The organism is Streptomyces sp. NPDC001153 (assembly GCF_053598315.1).
Genome location: NZ_JBSFJZ010000023.1, coordinates 146,474 through 163,731, shown reverse-complemented (window position 1 = coordinate 163,731; position 17,258 = coordinate 146,474). Strand labels below are relative to the sequence as shown.

The 17,258-nt window shown below is 71.9% G+C and carries 17 protein-coding genes; 4 read left to right on the top strand and 13 right to left on the bottom strand.

Annotated features, from left to right (window positions below):
- Positions 1–535 precede the first annotated feature (535 nt).
- Positions 536–2,026: an alpha/beta hydrolase gene (locus ACWDEN_RS26040; protein ID WP_351602869.1), complete on the top strand. Its 1,491-nt coding sequence runs from the start codon at positions 536–538 to the stop codon at positions 2,024–2,026.
- A gap of 186 nt (positions 2,027–2,212) precedes the next feature.
- The gene (locus ACWDEN_RS26035) at positions 2,213–2,623 is read left to right on the top strand and encodes a hypothetical protein (RefSeq protein WP_351602867.1); all 411 of its coding nucleotides are present in this window, start codon (positions 2,213–2,215) and stop codon (positions 2,621–2,623) included.
- 527 nt (positions 2,624–3,150) lie between these two features.
- On the opposite strand, the gene ACWDEN_RS26030 is transcribed toward ACWDEN_RS26035, so the two are convergent.
- The 3 genes from ACWDEN_RS26030 to ACWDEN_RS26020 form a co-directional block, all read right to left on the bottom strand.
- On the bottom strand, positions 3,151–4,500 hold the full coding sequence (locus tag ACWDEN_RS26030; protein WP_351602865.1) for a SufS family cysteine desulfurase: 1,350 nt from the start codon (positions 4,498–4,500) through the stop codon (positions 3,151–3,153).
- On the bottom strand, positions 4,487–5,866 hold the full coding sequence (locus ACWDEN_RS26025; protein WP_351602863.1) for a family 2B encapsulin nanocompartment shell protein: 1,380 nt from the start codon (positions 5,864–5,866) through the stop codon (positions 4,487–4,489). Before ACWDEN_RS26025 ends, ACWDEN_RS26030 begins: the two co-directional genes overlap by 14 nt.
- Before the next feature lie 332 nt (positions 5,867–6,198).
- A complete protein-coding gene (locus ACWDEN_RS26020; RefSeq protein ID WP_351602862.1) occupies positions 6,199–6,603 on the bottom strand; it encodes a nuclear transport factor 2 family protein in 405 nt (134 codons plus the stop codon).
- Positions 6,604–6,742: 139 nt separating this feature from the next.
- On the opposite strand from ACWDEN_RS26020, the gene ACWDEN_RS26015 reads away from it, so the two are divergent.
- Positions 6,743–7,579 (top strand): MerR family transcriptional regulator, encoded by an 837-nt coding sequence (locus ACWDEN_RS26015; RefSeq protein ID WP_351602860.1) that lies wholly within the window; start codon positions 6,743–6,745, stop codon positions 7,577–7,579.
- A 34-nt stretch (positions 7,580–7,613) separates the two neighbouring features.
- Here the strand turns inward: ACWDEN_RS26015 and ACWDEN_RS26010 are convergent, their stop codons facing one another.
- Complete coding sequence (locus ACWDEN_RS26010; RefSeq protein ID WP_351602858.1) at positions 7,614–8,219, bottom strand: DUF2867 domain-containing protein; 606 nt, start codon at positions 8,217–8,219, stop codon at positions 7,614–7,616.
- 93 nt (positions 8,220–8,312) lie between these two features.
- Here ACWDEN_RS26010 and ACWDEN_RS26005 point away from each other — a divergent pair, with 93 nt between their 5' ends.
- A complete protein-coding gene (locus ACWDEN_RS26005) occupies positions 8,313–8,873 on the top strand; it encodes a TetR/AcrR family transcriptional regulator (RefSeq protein WP_351602857.1) in 561 nt (186 codons plus the stop codon).
- Positions 8,874–8,879: 6 nt separating this feature from the next.
- Here ACWDEN_RS26005 and ACWDEN_RS26000 read toward each other — a convergent pair whose 3' ends face one another.
- The 9 genes from ACWDEN_RS26000 to ACWDEN_RS25960 all read right to left on the bottom strand — a co-directional run bounded on the left by ACWDEN_RS26000 (position 8,880) and on the right by ACWDEN_RS25960 (position 17,166).
- The gene (locus ACWDEN_RS26000; protein ID WP_351602856.1) at positions 8,880–9,023 is read right to left on the bottom strand and encodes a hypothetical protein; all 144 of its coding nucleotides are present in this window, start codon (positions 9,021–9,023) and stop codon (positions 8,880–8,882) included.
- A 125-nt stretch (positions 9,024–9,148) separates the two neighbouring features.
- Positions 9,149–9,760, bottom strand: a complete 612-nt coding sequence (locus tag ACWDEN_RS25995; protein WP_351602855.1) for a TetR/AcrR family transcriptional regulator — start codon at positions 9,758–9,760, stop codon at positions 9,149–9,151.
- Positions 9,761–9,807: 47 nt separating this feature from the next.
- The gene (locus ACWDEN_RS25990; RefSeq protein WP_351602853.1) at positions 9,808–10,710 is read right to left on the bottom strand and encodes a 3-hydroxybutyryl-CoA dehydrogenase; all 903 of its coding nucleotides are present in this window, start codon (positions 10,708–10,710) and stop codon (positions 9,808–9,810) included.
- Between the two features lie 35 nt (positions 10,711–10,745).
- Positions 10,746–11,918, bottom strand: coding sequence for an acyl-CoA dehydrogenase family protein (locus ACWDEN_RS25985; protein ID WP_351602852.1), 1,173 nt, complete (start codon positions 11,916–11,918; stop codon positions 10,746–10,748).
- 35 nt (positions 11,919–11,953) lie between these two features.
- Positions 11,954–13,126: an acyl-CoA dehydrogenase family protein gene (locus tag ACWDEN_RS25980; protein WP_351602851.1), complete on the bottom strand. Its 1,173-nt coding sequence runs from the start codon at positions 13,124–13,126 to the stop codon at positions 11,954–11,956.
- A gap of 19 nt (positions 13,127–13,145) precedes the next feature.
- Complete coding sequence (locus ACWDEN_RS25975; RefSeq protein WP_351602849.1) at positions 13,146–15,215, bottom strand: acetate--CoA ligase family protein; 2,070 nt, start codon at positions 15,213–15,215, stop codon at positions 13,146–13,148.
- 1 nt (position 15,216) lies between these two features.
- Positions 15,217–15,408: a ferredoxin gene (locus tag ACWDEN_RS25970; protein ID WP_351602847.1), complete on the bottom strand. Its 192-nt coding sequence runs from the start codon at positions 15,406–15,408 to the stop codon at positions 15,217–15,219.
- A gap of 76 nt (positions 15,409–15,484) precedes the next feature.
- Complete coding sequence (locus ACWDEN_RS25965; protein WP_351602845.1) at positions 15,485–16,741, bottom strand: NADH-ubiquinone oxidoreductase-F iron-sulfur binding region domain-containing protein; 1,257 nt, start codon at positions 16,739–16,741, stop codon at positions 15,485–15,487.
- Positions 16,738–17,166: a hypothetical protein gene (locus ACWDEN_RS25960; protein WP_351602843.1), complete on the bottom strand. Its 429-nt coding sequence runs from the start codon at positions 17,164–17,166 to the stop codon at positions 16,738–16,740. The genes ACWDEN_RS25965 and ACWDEN_RS25960 overlap by 4 nt, the downstream gene beginning before the upstream one ends.
- Between the last annotated feature and the right edge of the window lie 92 nt (positions 17,167–17,258).

Below are 17,258 nucleotides of genomic sequence, written 5' to 3'. Positions count from 1 at the left end.
GTCGCTTCGGCGGCCTGTGCGTTCGTCGGCATCAGCGTGAGGGCGGCGGCCGCGGCGCCCGTGGTGGTGATGCCGGTGAGGGCGAGGGTGCGCAGGCGGGCGATGCGGGTGCGGTTGGTCATGATCATGCGTCAGCAACTCTCCGGCAGGGGACATCGTCGGTGCCGGCCGCTGTTCGTTGCGGCGGCGTCGGGGTGTCCGCACGGATGCGGGCGGCCCCGGGGGGATGCGCTGGGTGCGTGTTCCGGCTCCCGGCGACGACAGCAATGTTTAGCGGCGGCCGGGGCGGAAGGCAATGATGTGACCTACTACCCCACTACCGATAAAACGCCCCAAATCGGAAATAATGCCTGCATCTGCCCTGTTCAGGGGCATCCCGTCCTACGATCCTGCTTAGGATGTGATCCCGCTCTCGTGGGCACCGTCACCCCTGGAAGCCCCGGGCCGAGGGCTGCCGGCCTCAAGGCCAACCTTTCGGCCCTCCTCGTCGTCTTGCTTTCCGGCAGCAGCCGAACTGACCTGAAAGCAGGAGCACTTGCCCCACACGACCTCTCCCCTCATGCGGCGCAGTGCGGCTCTGGCTGCCGCTCTCGGGCTCGTCGCCCTCGCCGAACCCCACGCGGCCGACGCGGCGCCGACCGCCGTCACGGCCAGTGGCCCCGCGGCCCTTCACTGGTCCACCTGCCCCGCGGGCTCCGACGCGCCGCGCGGCACCTACTGCGCCGCCCTCAAGGTGCCCCTCGACTACACCAGGGCGAACGGCCGGCAGATCAAGCTCACCCTGTCGATGGCCGGCGACCTGAACGCTCCCCGCACCCTCGTGGTCAACCCGGGTGGTCCGGGCGAACCGGGTATCGGCACGGCGAAGCTGGTGTGGAGCTCGCTGCCCCAGGATGTCGCCGCGCAGTACAACGTGGTCAGCTTCGACCCGCGCGGTGTCGGCGCCAGCGCCCCGGTGTCCTGCGGGGACACGGCCAAGCTGCTCAAGCATCCGGCCGCGCCGTACACGCCGGCCACGGATGCCCAGGAGCAGGCGCGGCTGACCGTGGCCCGCAAGGTCGCCGAACAGTGCGGTGCGAACTCCCGGGATCTGCTGCCGTACATCACGACCGAGAACGCGGCCCGTGACATGGACCGGATCCGTACCGCGTTCCACCGCGACAAACTCGACTACCTCGGGTATTCGTACGGCACGAGGCTGGGCGCCACCTACGCGACGCTGTTCCCCTCGCACACCGGCCGCATGATCCTCGACAGCGTCGTCGATCCGACCGTGACCACCTACGCCTCGCAGTACGAACAGGATCCGGCGCTCCAGCACCGGACCGGCCAGTTCTTCGCCTGGGCGGCCAAGAAGGACCGGACCTACCACCTGGGCACCAGTGCGGCGAAGGTGTCGGCCGCGTGGGACGCCGTCCGCGAGAAGCTGGGCGCTCACCCCGCCGGGGGCAGGGCGGGCAGCGCCGAGATCGACGATCTGCTCGCCTCCGCCATGTACACCGATCTGGACTGGGGAAATGTGGCCCAGGCCGTCGCGGACTACCGGCGCGGGGATGCGAGCACACTGCTCGGCGCGACCGACCAGCTCGCCCTCGGCGGCGTCGACCCGGCCCAGCTCGCCTACAACTGCGTGGACGACGCCTGGCCCCGTGACTGGGCGACGTGGCACCGGGACACCGCGGCGGCGGCCCCCAAGGCTCCGCTGTTCGCCTGGCTGAACACCTGGTACAGCGCGCCGTGCGCGTTCTGGAAGGTACCGACGGCCCGGCCCGTGAAGATCGGCTCGGCCAAGGTGCCGCCGATCCTGCTGCTCCAGGCCAAGGACGACCCGGCGACCCCGGTCGAGGGCGCGCGGCGCATGCACCAGGTGCTGGCCGGTTCCCGCCTCGTCGTCGCGGGCGGCGGCGACCACGGCCAGTATCTGTTCGACGGCAACACCTGCATGGACCAGCACGGCAGCCGCTACCTGCTCACCGGACGACTCCCGGCCGACAACTCCAAGTGCCCGGCGACACCGGCCCCGTGAGCGACGCCGCCACGACCGCCGGTCCAGCTCGTCGGCCGGCTCATCACGCAGGACGCCTTCCGCTTCTTGACGGCCGTTCCATGCCCTTGCCTCACCTTCACCGCCGTCGTAGACGCCGTTCCGGGACGAGCTAGGGTGACGACCATGCGATGGGGGGATCGTCCGGTCTGGATCCGGTGCACGGCGATGGCGTACGTGATCGGCTTTCTGGAAGGGACCGGAGCGCACGGGTACTTCCTGATGACGGGCGGGCTGAATGCCTACAGCTACGCACCGATGCTCGTCCAACTGCTCTTCCACCTGCTCTTGCTGCTCGATCCGCTGGTCGCACTGTTGATCATCCGTGCCCGCCCTGGCGGGGCATTGCTCGCTGCCGTGGTCATGCTCGCGGACGTGCTCGGCAACTGGAGCGTCGCTTGGAGCGCGGTCCTGACGCATCCCACCGCGTTTCTCCGTCCGGTAGGGCTCTTGCCGATCACGCTCTTCGGTGTCTTCGTCTCCATCACGGCACTTCCGCTCCGCCGGGCGCTGACACCGGGCGGCAACAACGAGATGCCGCCGCCTCGCGCAGGCAGCTGGCGAAGTCAGCCTGGGTGAGCGGTGTCAGGCCATAGTGCTCGCGGCCGGCCTTCGCATAGGCGTCGTTCGTACGGAATGGCGCTTCCGCTTCGCCGAGGACTTCGCGCTGCCACGCGGTCGTGGGCGGCGAGCAGACGCTGTGCGCGGATGGGGTCGCGCCGGCGGACCGGACCTGAGGAACCAGTGCGGGACGAGCGCCGCCTGGCCGTGCCACGCACCCTCCGCTCCCGAGTCCAGCGCGAGGGTCACGAGCCGGACGCAGGCCCGTTCCCGATGCCGGCTGCGGTCTTCGGGAGAGGCTTTTGGCGGCGGCACAGGCTCCGCACAGCGCTGAGCCATCCTCTCCAGCCGCCGGCGCCACTCCAACAGCGCGGCCACGACGCGGGCCGCGGTCTCATCAGGCGTCGTCACCGAGCTCGCCCCGGCCACCCGGCTGCCGAGGACGCCGCCGTAACGGCCGCGAAGACCGGGCCTGCCCGTATGCCTGTGGCGGCGTCATACGGGCAGGCCCGTCAGCCCCGTCGGGGGTCACCGAGCGTCCGGCTTCAGGCGGACTGCAGCTCCAGGAGCGACGCCACCAGCCGGTCCACCTCCTCCCTGGTGTTGTACAGCGCCAGCGACGCACGGGCCGCCGAGTCGAGGCCGTAGTGGGCCAGGGCCGGCTGGGCGCAGTGGTGGCCGGCCCGGATGGCTATGCCGTCGCCGTCCAGCCAGTCGGCGATCTCGGTCGGGGTGTGACCGGGCATGGTGAAGGTCAGTACACCGATCCGCTCGGCCGCCGGCCCCAGCAGCTCAAGGCCCGGGACCTTGACCAGGGCTTCCTGCGCGTAGGCCATCAGCTGCGTCTCGTAGTCGGCCACGGCTTTGCGGTCGAAGGCCGTCAGCCAGTTGAGGGCGGACAGCAGGCCGGCCACGCCGGAGATGTGGCCGGTGCCGGCTTCGAAGCGGTGTGGGACCGGTGCGTACGTGGTCCCGCCGAAGCTCACTGACTCGATCATGTTGCCGCCCGACTGCCACGGCGCCATGGTCTGGAGGATCTCCGGCCTGACGTACAGGGCGCCGATGCCGGTGGGGGCGTAGATCTTGTGGCCGGAGAAGGCGTAGAAGTCGGCGTCCAGGTCCTGTACGTCGACGGGGAGGTGCGCCACCGCCTGTGCCCCGTCCACCAGCACCTTCGCCTGATAGCGGTGCGCCAGCGCCGTCATCTCCCGCACCGGCGGCACGGTGCCGAGGACGTTCGAGGCGTGGCTGACGACCACGAGCCGGGTCCGCGCGGAGAGCAGATCGACGTACGCGTCCTGGTCGACGCGGCCGTCCGGCCGCAGGGGTACGGGCACGACGCGCGCTCGTGTCTCCTTGGCGACCAGCTGCCAGGGCACGATGTTCGCGTGGTGCTCGAGCACCGGCACCAGGACATCGTCTCCGGGGCCGAGGTTGGCGCGCCCCCAGCTCTGCGCGACCAGGTTGATGGCCTCGGTCGTTCCCCGGACGAAGACGATGCTTTCGGGCGAGGGCGCGCCCAGGAAGCGCGCTACCTCGGCCCGGCCCGCCTCGTACATCTCCGTGGCCTCGCGCGCCATGGTGTGCGCGCCCCGGTGGATGTTGGAGTTGGCGGAGGCGTAGAACGCCGCCAGCGCTTCGATCACCTGCCGGGGTTTCTGCGTGGTGGCGCCGTTGTCCAGCCAGATCAGCGGGTGGCCGTTGACCGTCCGGTGCAGGATCGGCACGTCCCGGCGGGCCATTTCGGGCGAGAAGCCCCGGGAGGTGCCGTACGGCTGGAGGGCGGCAGGAGCCATGGCCTGGCCGGTGGGCGCAGAAGACCCGGGAAGTCCGGTCAGGCGCGGCGCGGTCGGCGTCGTCAGGCCGGTGAACCCGGCAACGTCAGGAGTAGTCATGGTACTTGGACACCTCGACGTTCTGGAGCACCGCGAGCGCGTCCTCCACCAGCACCGCTGCGTTGAAGTACGCCGTCATCAGGTACGACGTGATGCCCTTCTGGTCCACACCCATGTTCTTCATCGCCAGGCCGGGCTCGACCTCGTCGGCGACGTTCGACGGCCGCAGGCCCACCACGCCCTGCTCGGCCTCACCCAGCCGCATCAGCAGGATCTCGGTCGTACCCCCGCCCGCGCCCCCGGAGAACCGCACTTTGTCCGACGGCAGCAGCGGCACTCCGCGCCAGGTCAGCAGCGGGCTTCCGAAGCGGTTCTCGATCACCGGGGGCACGCCCCGGCGCGTACATTCACGGCCGAACGCCGCGATCGCCTTGGGGTGGGCGAGGAAGTACGCGGGCTGCTTCCACACCCGCGTCAGCAGTTCATCCAGATCGTCGGGGGTCGGCGCGCCGGTGCGCGTCTGTACGCGCTGCCCGGGGGCGACGTTGTTGAAGAGCCCGAACTCCGGGTGGTACAGCATCGAGGCCTCCTGCCGCTCGCGCAGTGCGTGAACGGTGAGGTTGGCCTGGGCCCGCGTCTGGTCGATCGGCCCGTTGTAGAGGTCGGCGACGCGTGTGTGCACGCGCAGTACGGTCTGCGCGAGGGTCATGTGGTACTCGCGGGGCGTGTCCTCGTAGTCGACGAACGTCCCCGGCAGGTCCGGCTCGCCGACGTGTCCCGCGGTGAGGTCCACGGGGACCTCGGCGCCGGCCATGACGTCGGCGCCGGCGACGTACGCGTCCACCGCACCGCGTAAGGACTCGTCCCGCTCGCCGAGCCGGGCGAGTTCGGCGCGGTCCAGGCAGAGGGCGACGCCGGCGGTCAGCGCCTGCACCCGGTACGGCATGGCCTCGGCGCGGGTCCACGCGCCGAGGTCGAAGAACTGGCCGTCGCCGATGACGTCGAGGAGCGCGTCCGCGCCGTACTGCCCGGTCGCGCGCTTCTCCGCGCGCCCGTGCACGATCACGCACAGTCGGTCGGCCGGGGCGCCCTCCTGGGCCAGCACCTCGCCGGGCTCGAAACACACCTGCGTGAACGCGCCGGCCAGCTCCTCCAGCAGCAACTCGTCCGCCTCGCGCAGGTACGGCAGTTCACGGAGGTCGCCTTTGACGACGCGCGGCGTTTCGTCGTCGGTCGTGCTGATGCGGTCGTCGCCCAGGACGTACGTACGGCGCCGGTTGACCCGGTAGACGCCGGACTCGACGTCCACCCAGGGCAGCGCGCGCAGGAGATAGCGCGGCGTGATGCCGCGCATCTGGGGTGTCGTCTTGGTGGTGTTGGCGAGTTGCCGTGCGGCATCCGGGCCGAGGCTCATCCGCTCGCTCATGAAGAACTCCTCGCAGGTAGGGGGTGGGAACGAGGAGGGATCGTCTTCCTGTAGCCGGAATACCACAAGAGTGGATTTATCTGCGGATGGCAGGAATCACCTGCTTTGCCAAGCTTTCGGGAAGCACATGCGCAGCCGAGCGACGTTGGTCACCGCAGGTCGCCGCGCGCGAGGGTGGCAGGGATTGTCTATCCAGGCAGAGGCGGCCGTACCGCCGAATCGTCCATAGAGGGCCGAATTTCATCTCATATGCATCCTTTGCGAATCCCAAAGAGGCAATTATCGATGCCGCACGGCCCGGGGCTGGATCGGCACGAGGTCTGCTCCCGGCCCTATGACTCGGGCAGCGGCCGCACGGTCAGCTGGTAGTCCTGCAGGATCCGGCCGTCGTCGTCCAGCACGAGGAACACCCGGGCCGCCCAGGCCACTTCACCCGCCCGCGGGCCTGTCGCGTACGTCAACTGGGTGGTGAACATGGCGACGTCCTCGTGCACGGTGACGTGGTCGTCGTGCGTGACGTGGTACTCCCCGGAGGCAACGAAAAGCCCGTGCGCCTCCGTCACCCGCTCCACGAGCCGCTCGTGGCCGCGGAATTGGGTGCCTTCGACGAACTCGACGCCGTCCGGGGCCCACAGCTCGGTGACGGCGCGCTTGCGTGCGGCGGCGTCCGGCTCGCTCCAGACGGCCACGTAACGCCGCACGATCTGGTCGACGTCCGTGACGGTGGTCTGCGGCATGATCGGTCAACTCCCTCACTCGGCACGTGGACGGCCGGGATCCGGCCGTCGGCACCACGCTCCGGGCGCCCGCAGCGGGAGGGTCAAGGGGGGCCGCTCCGCCGGACTCTCCCCCTGGGGGAGGCCGCACAATCGAAGGGTGACGAGCTACCTGTCGATCGGCGACTTCTCGCGCGCCACCCACATGACCGTCAAGACCCTGCGCCACTACCACGAGATCCGCCTGCTGGAACCGGCCGACGTGGATCCGCACACCGGGTACCGGCGCTACTCGGCCGAGCAGATCCCCACGGCCCAGGTGGTGCGCCGGTTCCGGGACCTCGGCATGCCCTTGGAGGAGATCAGGACCGTCCTGGCAGCTTCGGACGTGGCAACCCGTAACCGGCACATCAGCGCGCACCTGCACCGGCTGGAGCAACAGCTCGACCGGACCCAGCGCGCGGTCGCGGCGCTGCACGACCTGCTGGCCCCGCCTGCGGCGGGCGACGCTCCCCGGATCGAACTGCGCAGCGTCGACGCGGTCCCCGCCGCGGCCATCACCGCCACGGTCGAGGCCCAAGACGTCGGGACCTGGTTCCAGGGCGCCCTCGGCGAACTGTTCGCGACCCTGGCCGGCCAGGGGCTGCGCGAGACCGGCCCTGCCGGCGGCCTGTACGCCGACGAGCTGTTCACCCTGCACCGAGGGAAGGCCACCGTGTTCGTGCCCTGCGACGGCCCCCTCCGACCGCTCGGCCGGGTCGAGCCGTTGCACGTGCCGTCTGCGGAACTCGCCGTGATCGAGCACTGCGGCCCGCCCTCCGAGGTCGACCGCGCCTACGGCGCGCTGGCCACCTACGTCTCACGGCGCGCACTCGTCATCGACGGCCCCGTCCGCGAGTACTACCTGGTCGGCCAGCGCCAGACCCCGGACAGCGCGCTCTGGCGGACCGAAGTCTGCTGGCCGGTCTTCCGCACCGGAGGGCCCGACCGCCCCTGAAACTCCCCGCCCCGCGCCCGGGGCACAGCCCGCATCACCCGAGCGCGCTTCTTTCGCCCGCGCCTGCCTCCCACTTGCGCCCCATCGCCCGGAACATGGCCGGATACACCCCCAGGTACCGAAACGGCTTGATGGCAGCCATGTAGAGGACGCCGAACAGCCCGTTCGGCTTCACCAGGACGGCCATCTGTCCGCGATAGCCGCCGGTCTCGTCCGGGACCCAGCCGATGTGCATCACCGCGTGCACGGTCCGGTTGGCCGTCTCGGCCGCCCACTCGTCGTGCAGTTGGTAGACGGAGGTGAACGGAAGCGAACGGGAGTCGGGGCCCCGGGGACTCTCTCGGAGGTCCGCCGGCAACCGGTCGCGCAGGCTCGGCACGCGGGCGCCGACGCCGGTGGCGGGCGCGTCCCAGCCGAGCAGCCTCCCGAGCTTCCAGCGGATCGCGAAGAGCCCGCGGTACACGGGGGAAGAGACCGTTGTCCTGTCGCCTCCCTCACCCGCGATCTGGCGCACGAGGTGCGGAAGATCGTCGGGGCCGCCTGGTGTCGGAAGGGCCCACACGTCCTCCAGGTGGAAGTCGCCGGTGACCTCGTGGATCCGCCAGGGGCGGGACGTGTGCGCGGTACTGGGGAGTCTCATGAGCTGGCCCCTATCTATACGATGCCGTATAGACAAGACTAGGCCCCTTTATACGGCACCGTATAGATAGGGGGGCGTGAGGGGAGCCACATCATGGTCAAGGCCCGTACGCCTCGCGGCAGATGGATCGAGGAGGGCTTGCGCGTGCTCGCCGTCGGCGGCCCGGAGGCCGTACGGATCGAGTCGCTGGCGCAGTCGCTCGGCGTCAGCAAGGGCGGCTTCTACGGCTACTTCCGCAACCGGGACGCCTTGCTCACCGAGATGCTCGACACGTGGGAGCGCGAGGTCACCGAGGCGGTGATCGAGGAGGTCGAGAGCGGAGGAGGAGACGCCCGCGCCAAGCTGGAGCGGCTCTTCACGCTCGTCACCTCGTTCGCCGACGGGCCAGTGACCGGCACCGCGACCGACCTCGCGATCCGCGACTGGGCCCGGCGTGACGAGGCCGTCGCGCACCGGCTCCGGCGCGTCGACAACCGGCGCATGGACTATCTGCGCTCGCTCTTCGGCTCCTTCTGCGACGACGAGGACGACGTCGAAGTCCGCAGCCTGATCACCTACTCGGTGCGGATCGGCAGCCACTTCATCGCCGCCGACCACGGCGGTCGCAGCCGCGCGGAAATGATGGAGCTGACCCGGAGGTGGCTCCTGAGGTAGCACCTGTCACCGGCCCTCGCCGAACTCGCCGTCGGCAGTGTCAGGGAGCCCCGCCTCGTCGTCCTGGCCGGCAACGCCGGCATGGCGGACCACACCCTCGGCGCCGACGGCGTCACCGCCAAGTCCGCGGCCGCCGTGTTCGGCACCCACGCCGTCCGCGTCGTCCGTGTCACCCAGGCCGCGACTCCGTTGCTGCGCAAGTCCGACAACCCGGTGGTGGTGAGTCACCAACCCCGAGCGCCGAGGACCGCCGCGCAGTCACGCTCGGCCGGAATTCACTCCGTCGGCAGCGTGCCCGGCAGGCCGAGCGCGGCGGAGACCTGGCGCCAGATGGCGGTGAGGGCCGTGTCCAGGGTGACCGTCGGGTCGCGCAGCATGAGCCGGATGCCGTAGCCGTCGCTCAGAGACAGGACCAGCGTGCTCAGTTCGTCCACGTCGGTCGGCGTGAACTCGCCGGACGCGATGCCGCGCCGTACCGCTCCGGCCACCCAGGCGTGCAGCTGCGCGTACAGGTCCACGGCGAAGGCCCGGGTGGTCTCGTCGCGCAGGGCCCGGGCCCACAGTTCCTGCCACAGCCGCCAGTCCTGGTGCAGTTCGGGATCACTGGGCAGCAGGCTGCGCAGGATCCTGGCCAGGACGACCGCCGCCGGCGCCGTCTCCGCGTCGCGTTCGACGTCGACCGCGGTGTGGGCGAAGGAGTGGGTCATCGCCTCGGTGAACAGCTTCTCGCGCGTGTCGAAGTGGTAGTGGAGCAGCGCGGTCGACACGCCGGCGCGCTCCGCGACCATGCGCATGCGGATCTTCTCGAAGCCGATCTCGGCGATGACCTCGCACGCGGCGGTCAGGATGCGCTCGCGCGTGTCTGCCGTGCGCACCTTGGTGGACACCCTGGCGCTCCCCTCGTCCGGTGGTCGTACGCCGTGGCCATTTTCCCTCACCGTGGTCTCCCCGGTGCCGCCGCCCCGCGCTGCGGCTCTCCGTCGTAGGTGTGGAAGCCGCGCCCGGACTTGCGGCCCAGCAGTCCGGCCTCCACCATCCGGGACAGCAGCGGGGGCGGCGAGAACTGCGGCTCGCGGAACTCGGCGTACAGCGACTCCGCGATGGCCCGCGTGGTGTCCAGGCCGATGAGGTCCGTCAGGGCCAGCGGGCCGAGCGGGTGCGCGCAGCCGAGGACCATGCCGCGGTCGATGTCCTCGACGCTCGCGCCGCCCGACTCCACCATGCGGATGGCCGCCAGCAGGTAGGGGACGAGCAGCGCGTTGACGACGAAGCCGGCCCGGTCCCGGGTCCGTACGACCTCCTTGCCGAGCCTGCCCGTCACGAAGGTCTCGGCCCGGGTCACGGTGGCGCCCGAGGTGAGCAGGGAGGGTACGACTTCGACCAGCCGCAGTACCGGTACGGGGTTGAAGAAGTGCACGCCCACGACGTGTTCGGGGCGGCCGGTCGCGGCGGCGAGCCGGATGACCGGGATGGAGGAGGTGTTCGTCGCGAGGATGGCCCCCTCGCCCGTGACCACGGCGTCGAGGCGGGTGAAGACGTCGGTCTTGAGGCGCTCGTCCTCCGCCACGGCCTCGATCACCAGGTCGCGGTCGTGCAGTGCCTCGACCTCGGCGACGACGGTGATCAGGTCGGCGGCGGCCGCACGCCGTTCCGCGGTGAGTCTGCCGTGCGCGGTGGCCCGGTCGAGCGAGCGGGTGACGCGCAGGCGGCCCGACCGGGCGGCCTGCGCGTCGCGTTCCACCACGGTCACCGGCAGGCCGGCCCGCGCACAGACCTCGGCGATGCCCGCGCCCATCAGGCCGCAGCCGACGACTCCGACGCTTTCGATGCCGGTCATGCAGGGCTCCCTCTGGTCCGTGTCGGCCATGGTCGTCAGGCGGTGGGCAGGTCCAGGACGCCCGGGCCGCGCTTGATCAGCTCGCCCGCGATGATCAGCCGCTGGATCTCGGAGGTGCCCTCCCAGATCCGGTCGACCCGCAGCTCCCGGTAGAGCCGCTCGACGGCGTAGGTGCGGTCGTAGCCCCGGCCGCCGTGGATCTGCAGGCACCGGTCGATCACCCGGCCGGCGGCCTCGCTGGCCGCGAGCTTGGCGATGGCCGCCTTGGCGTGCAGTGTCTTGCGGTCGCCGGCCGAGGCCTGGTCGACCTCCCAGGCGACCTGGTGGGTGTAGGCGCGGTTGACCGCGATGTCCACCGCGCAGTCCGCGAGCATGCCCTGGATCAGCTGGTACGAGGCGATCGGCGCCCCGAACTGCTCCCGCTCCACCGCCCAGTCACGGGCCAGTTCCAGGGCGCGTTCGGCGGCGCCGGTGGTGCGCGCGGCGATCATGAGGCGTTCCTCGGTGAACCACGAGCGCGTGATGTCGTACCCCTCGCCGACGCCGCCGAGCACGGCGTCCTCTCCCACCTGTACGTCGGTGAAGGTGAACTCGGGGTGCTCGTAGACGAAGGTGTGCATGAAGCGCGGGACGCGTGTCATCTCGATACCCGGGGTGTCCTTGTCCACGAGGAACAGCGTCGGCGCGCGTTCCGGTCCGGCGGCGGCGAGCACGATCATGAAGTCGGCGTGGTCGCCGACCGTCACGAACCACTTCTCGCCGTTGAGCACCCAGCCCCGGTCGTTCTTCGTCGCCGTGGTGGCCAGGTTCTGCGGGTCCGAGCCGGCGCCGGGCTCGGTGACGGCGTAGCAGTCGCGCCGCTCCCCCCTGATCACCGGGACGAGGAAGCGCTCGCGCTGCTCCGGGGTGCACAGGCGCAGGGCGTTGGCGGGGCGCCACACCATGTCCCACAGGGCGCCGGTCAGCCGTCCCAGCTCCTCCTGCACGGTGGCCTGCTCGGCGATGGTGAGGCCGGCTCCGCCCCACTCGGCCGGCATGTTGACGGCCTGGAGCCCGGCGTCGAGGACCGCGTCACGGATCTTGGCGTGCGCCTCGGCGGGCAGGCCGTTGTTCTCCTCGCACGTGAGCTCGTAGGCGGCGATGAAGTCGGTGAGGGCGCGCGCGTCGGCCTTGAGCTGTGCCTGGCGCGGGGTGAGGCGGAAGTCCATGGATGTCCTCGCTGTGGGGTGATGAAGGGGCGGGTTCAGTGCGTGGGCAGGGCCAGGGCGCGGGTGCCGCGCTTGATCAGTTCGTTGGCGATGATCAGCCGCTGGATCTCGGAGGTGCCCTCCCAGATCCGGTCGACGCGCAGTTCGCGATACAGGCGCTCGACGGGGTAGCTGCGGTCGTAGCCCCGGCCGCCGAAGATCTGCAGACAGCGGTCGGCGACCCGGCCGGCGGCCTCGCTTGCGGCGAGCTTGGCGGTGGAGGCCTTGGCGTGCAGCGTTTTGCGGTCGGTGTCCGGCTGGTCGGCCTCCCAGGCGACCTGGTGGGTGTAGGCGCGGTTGACCGCGATGTCCACGGCGCAGTCCGCGAGCATGCCCTGGATCAGCTGGTACGAGGCGATCGGTGCCCCGAACTGCTCCCGCTCCACCGCCCAGTCACGGGCGAGCCGCAGGGCGCGTTCGGCGGCGCCGACGGTGCGTGCCGCGATCATCAGGCGTTCGTCGGTGAACCATTCCTTGGTCAGCTCGTAGCCGTCGCCGACGCCGCCGAGTACGTCCTCGTCGGCCACGAAGACGTCGGTGAAGGTGAACTCGGGGTGCCCGTTGACCGCGGAGTGCATGAAGCGCGGGACGCGCGTCATCTCGACGCCGGGCGCGGCCTTGTCGACGAAGAAGAGGGTGGGCAGCCGCTCGGGGCCGGCGTCCGCCTGCACCAGCAGGAAGTCGGCGATGTCGCCGCAGGTGACGAACCACTTCTCGCCGTTGAGCAGCCAGCCGCCGTCGGTGCGGGTGGCGGTGGAGGTGCCGGAGGCCGGGTCGGAACCGGCGCCCGGTTCGGTGACGGCGAACGCGTCGAACCTCTCGCCCCGGATCACGGGCAGCAGGTACGTCTCGCGCTGCCGCTCGTCGCCGTACGCCAGCACGTTGGCGGGCCGCCAGGGGATGTCCCACAGGCAGTTGGTGACCTTGCCGAACTCCTCCTCCACGATGACCTGGTCGAGGAGGCCGAGGCCGGCTCCGCCCCATTCGGCGGGCATGTTGATGGCGTAGACGCCGGCGTCCATGGCGGCCCGGGTCAGTTCGCTGACGAGCTGCTGCGGCAGCGGGCCGCCGGCCTGCTCGGACTGGTCCTCGTACCGCATCAGCAGGCGTGCGTAGTCGGCGGCGCGGCGCTTGAGGTCGGCCTGCTCGGGGGTGTAGCGCATGTCCATGGGGGCCTCTTCGGTGGTGTCACACAGGGGTGGGTCGGGCGAGTACGGCGCGGGAGTCGAGGGCGAGGACTCCGTGGGGGCTCACGAGCAGGGGGTTGACCTCGATCTCGGCGATCTCCGGGTGGGCGGCGGCGAACGCCGTGACCGTCTCCACCGCCGCGGCGGCCGCGGTGATGTCCACGGCGGGCCTGCCGCGCACCCCGTCGAGCAGGGCGGCGGTGCGCAGTCCGCGCAGCAGGCGCAGGGCACGCTCGGCGGGTACCGGGGCCAGGGCGAAGGCGACGTCGCGCAGGGCCTCGGCCAGCACCCCGCCCAGCCCCACCATGGCGACCGGGCCGAATCGGGGGTCGCGATGGACGCCGACGATCAGCTCGACGCCGTCGGTCAGGTCCGCCATGGCCTCGACGGAGTAGGAGGGGGCGCCGAGCCGGGCGTGCATCTCGCGGAAGGCGGCGAGGAGTTCACCGGGTCCGGCCAGGCCCAGTGCCACACCGCCCGCATCGGACTTGTGCAGCAGGTGGAGGGCTTTGAGCACGTAGGGCCCGCAGAACTCCCCGGTGGCGGCGAGCAGTTCGCTCTCGTCGTGGATCTCCCGGGCGGCGGGGAACGGGAGACCTGCGGCTTCGAGGGCGCTGCGGGTCTGCAGGTAGCCGCTTTCGCGCAGGGGGGCCGCGGGCGGGGGAAGGGGTGCGACGCCGGTGCGCGGTGCGCCGGGTGCCGTGGTGGTGAGGGCGCGCGCGGCGTCCTCGGTGGCGGCGAAGACCGGGATGCCGGCTGCGGCGAGGGTGCGGCAGCTGGGCGACTCGGGATACATCGACTGCACCACGAGGGGTTTCGCGGTGGCCCGGTGCCGGGCCGCGATCAGGCGCGCGGCCTCCTGTTCGCCGTCCGCGAGCGCCGTACCTCCTCCCCCGAGCCCGCCGCCTGCGGCCGCGTAGCCGCCGAAGTAGCCGGTCATCAGGACGGCGTCGACCTCCTCGGCCGCCAGCAGGGCGTCGACGGTCTGCGCGTACGAACCGGGGTTCTGCTCGCCCATCCCGGCGAGGTCGACCGGGTTGGCGACGGCCGACTGTTCCCACAGGTCCGCGCGAAGGCGTGCGCGGGTGGGCGCGTGGAGTTCGGGCACGGTCAGCCCGGCCGCCTCGACGGCGTCGGCGGCGATGACGCCGTGGCCGCCGCCGTCCGTGAGTACGGCGACCCGGCGGCCGGCCGCCCTGCGTCCACTGTTCGACGCGGCCAGGGTGACGGTGAGTTCGCGCGGGGTGGCGACCAGTTCCACACCGGCGTCCCGGCACGCCGCGGTCACCACGTCCACCGGGGTGGTCAGCGCCCCGGTGTGCGACTGGGCGCTGCGTGCGGAGGCGTCGCCGCGTCCGCCGGTGAGGAGCACCACGGGTTTCCCGGCCTCCGCGGCGGTCTCGGCGAAGGCGCGTCCGTCGGTGAAGTCCTCGGCGTAGACGGCGATGGCCCGGGTGCCCTCGTGCCGGGCGCAGTCGGCGAGCAGGTCGACGAGCGTGACGTCGGCCTGGTTCCCCAGGGAGACGAAGCGGGAGAAGCCGAGGCCGTGCGGCCGGAAGCGGAGCTGGAGTTCCAGGGCCAGGTTGCCGCTCTGGCTGAGGAGGGCCACGCCGCCCGGGGTGAAGGTGTCGGAGGCCAGGAAGAGGTCCGTGGTGTTGTCGGCCAGTCCGAGGCAGTTGGGCCCGACCATCACGGCACCCGCGGCCCGTACGCGTTCGGCGACGGCGTGCTGGCGGGTGCGTCCCGCGTCGCCGGTCTCCGCGAACCCCGCGGTGATCGCGACGATCGCCCGGGCCCCGCAGTACAGGGCCTCCTCCACGGCGTCCTCGAATCCGGCGGCGGGCACGGAGACCACCGCCAGGTCCACGGGTTCGCCGATCGCGCTCAGGCTGGGGGCGGCGGTCCGGCCGAGCACCGTGCCACCGCGGCGGTTGACCAGGTGGACGGGGCGGCGGCCGTCCGCACGGAGGGCCTGGGCGGCGATGGCGTGGCCGTACTTGGCCGGGTCGTCGCTGGCTCCTACGACGGCGACGGACACGGGGTCGAAGAGTGCGGAGAGGTCGCGTCCCATCTCACCTCACCAGCCGCAGAGCCGAGTTGGGGCAGGCGGTGACTGCGGCCTGGGCGCTGTCCTCGGTGCCCGGCGGCACGTCGTGCTCCCGCACCTGCGCATAGCCCCACTCGTCGAGGCCGATCAGTTCCGGGGCGGGTTCCTGGCAGAGGCCGTAGCCCTGGCAGCGGGTGGAGTCCAGCAGGAGTTTCATGGTGCGGTCCTACCTTTCAAGTCCTTTCAGGGCGCCGGTTCGGGCGACCCGGCGGGGGTGGCGTCGGAGTTGCGGGTCAGGGCACCGGCACCGTGAACCGGCGGCCGTCCTCGGGCCGCTCGCCGTCGCACGCGGGGCAGCCGGCACCGCGATGGGTGTCGATCCGGCCGGGGAAGTGGGTGAGCAGGGTGGCGACGATGCGGGCGGCGGCATCGAGCAGCCCGCAGGCCCCGCGGCCGGGCAGTTGCCCCGACCAGCGGCGCAGTTTGTCGGTGGTGTCGTGGGCCGCCTTGCCGTGTGCGGCGGCGGTGAGGGTCCGGGCCAGCGCGCCGGTGCCGGAGACGCACACCCCGCACTGCCGGGCGCTCTGTGCCGCGAGGTAGGCGGTGGCCTCGGCGGCCACGGCGACCGGGCACTCCTCGGGGTGCAGGAAGTGCAGCGCTCCGCAGCCGAGCGCGCCGCCGGCCGCCTTCAGACGGTCGTGGTCGAGCCGGAGGTCCGTCCACCCGGCGCCGTACAGCCCGCCGAACAGGCCGCCCAGCAGGACCGCCGCGGCCCTGCCGTGTCCGACCAGGTCGGCGAGGACCTTCAGGTGTGTGCCGGCGGGCACCTCGACCAGCGCGGCCGCAGCGCCGGCCGGCCCCGCGAGCGTCACCAGATGGGCACGGGCGACGTCGGCGGCCGCGTCGGGGCAGGAGTGGATCACCGCGATCCGCGCCAGCGTCTCGACGTTGCTGACGAGGGTGGGCGCACCGCCGACTCCCGCCTCGAAGGGGCGCGGGGGTTTGGCCGTGGGCAGGGCCGGACCGCCGTCTATGCGTCGTACGACGGCGGTCTCCTCCCCCGCCACGTAGGTGTGCTCGGTGCGTACGACGTCGACGGGCAGGCCGGCGGAACGCTCGGTGAGGGCCCGGCGGACGGCCTGCTCGGCGAGGGGGTCCGAGAGGTAGACGACTCCGCGTGCCGCGCCGGTCATGGCCGCCGTCAGGCGCAGGCCGTCCAGGATCAGGTGCGGTCGGTGACGCAGCAGCCAGCGGTCCTTGACGGAGCCGGGCTCGCCCTCCTCGCCGTTCGCGACGACGACGGGCCTGCCGGGGGCTTCGCGGACGGCGTGCAGCTTCAGGGCCGCGGGGAACCCGGCGCCGCCACGGCCGCGCAGTCCGACGGCGGCGATCCGGTCGGGCAGCCGGTCGCGCGGGGTCAGCGGCGCGTACCCGCCTGCGGCGAGGTACCGGGCGTGGTCCTCGACCCCGTGGCACGGCTGGGCACCGAACACCGGCGACACGAGCAGGCCGGGCTGTCCGCCGGGGAGGAGGGAGTGGACGCCAGTCATACGGTGCTCCTGGGCTCGGAGTGGCCGGAGGGGGCGGGGCGGCGGCGGTGCCGCAGGCGCGCCAACGCCCGTTCCAGGTCACGGCGTTGCGTGGCGGTGCGCGCGTAGGCGGCGCCGGGCAGGCCGATCAGCATGCGGTGGTGGTCGAGGACGACCTCACCGGCCACCAGCGCCGGACCGGGGTCGGGGGCCGGCGAGCGCGCCGCGGCCTCGACGACCAGGCCGGTGACTTCGCTCAGGTAGCGGAGCCAGCGGCGCTGGGTGCCGCGCAGTACCAGCCGCTGGACGCGGCGTCGCTCGGCGGCGACCAGGACCGCCGGCGGGCGGCCCGCCGCCTGGGCCCGCAGGGCGGCCACCGCGGCGGGCAGTTCCTGTTCGGGCTCCGGTGTGAGGCCGAGCCATACCAGACTTCGGCGAGCGCTCATGCGTGCCTCCGGGGTCGCGCCGTTCCCGGACGGGCCCGGAAACGGGTGTGGCGCGGCGATGGCGTGGACGGGAGGGGCTCCGGCGCCGAACG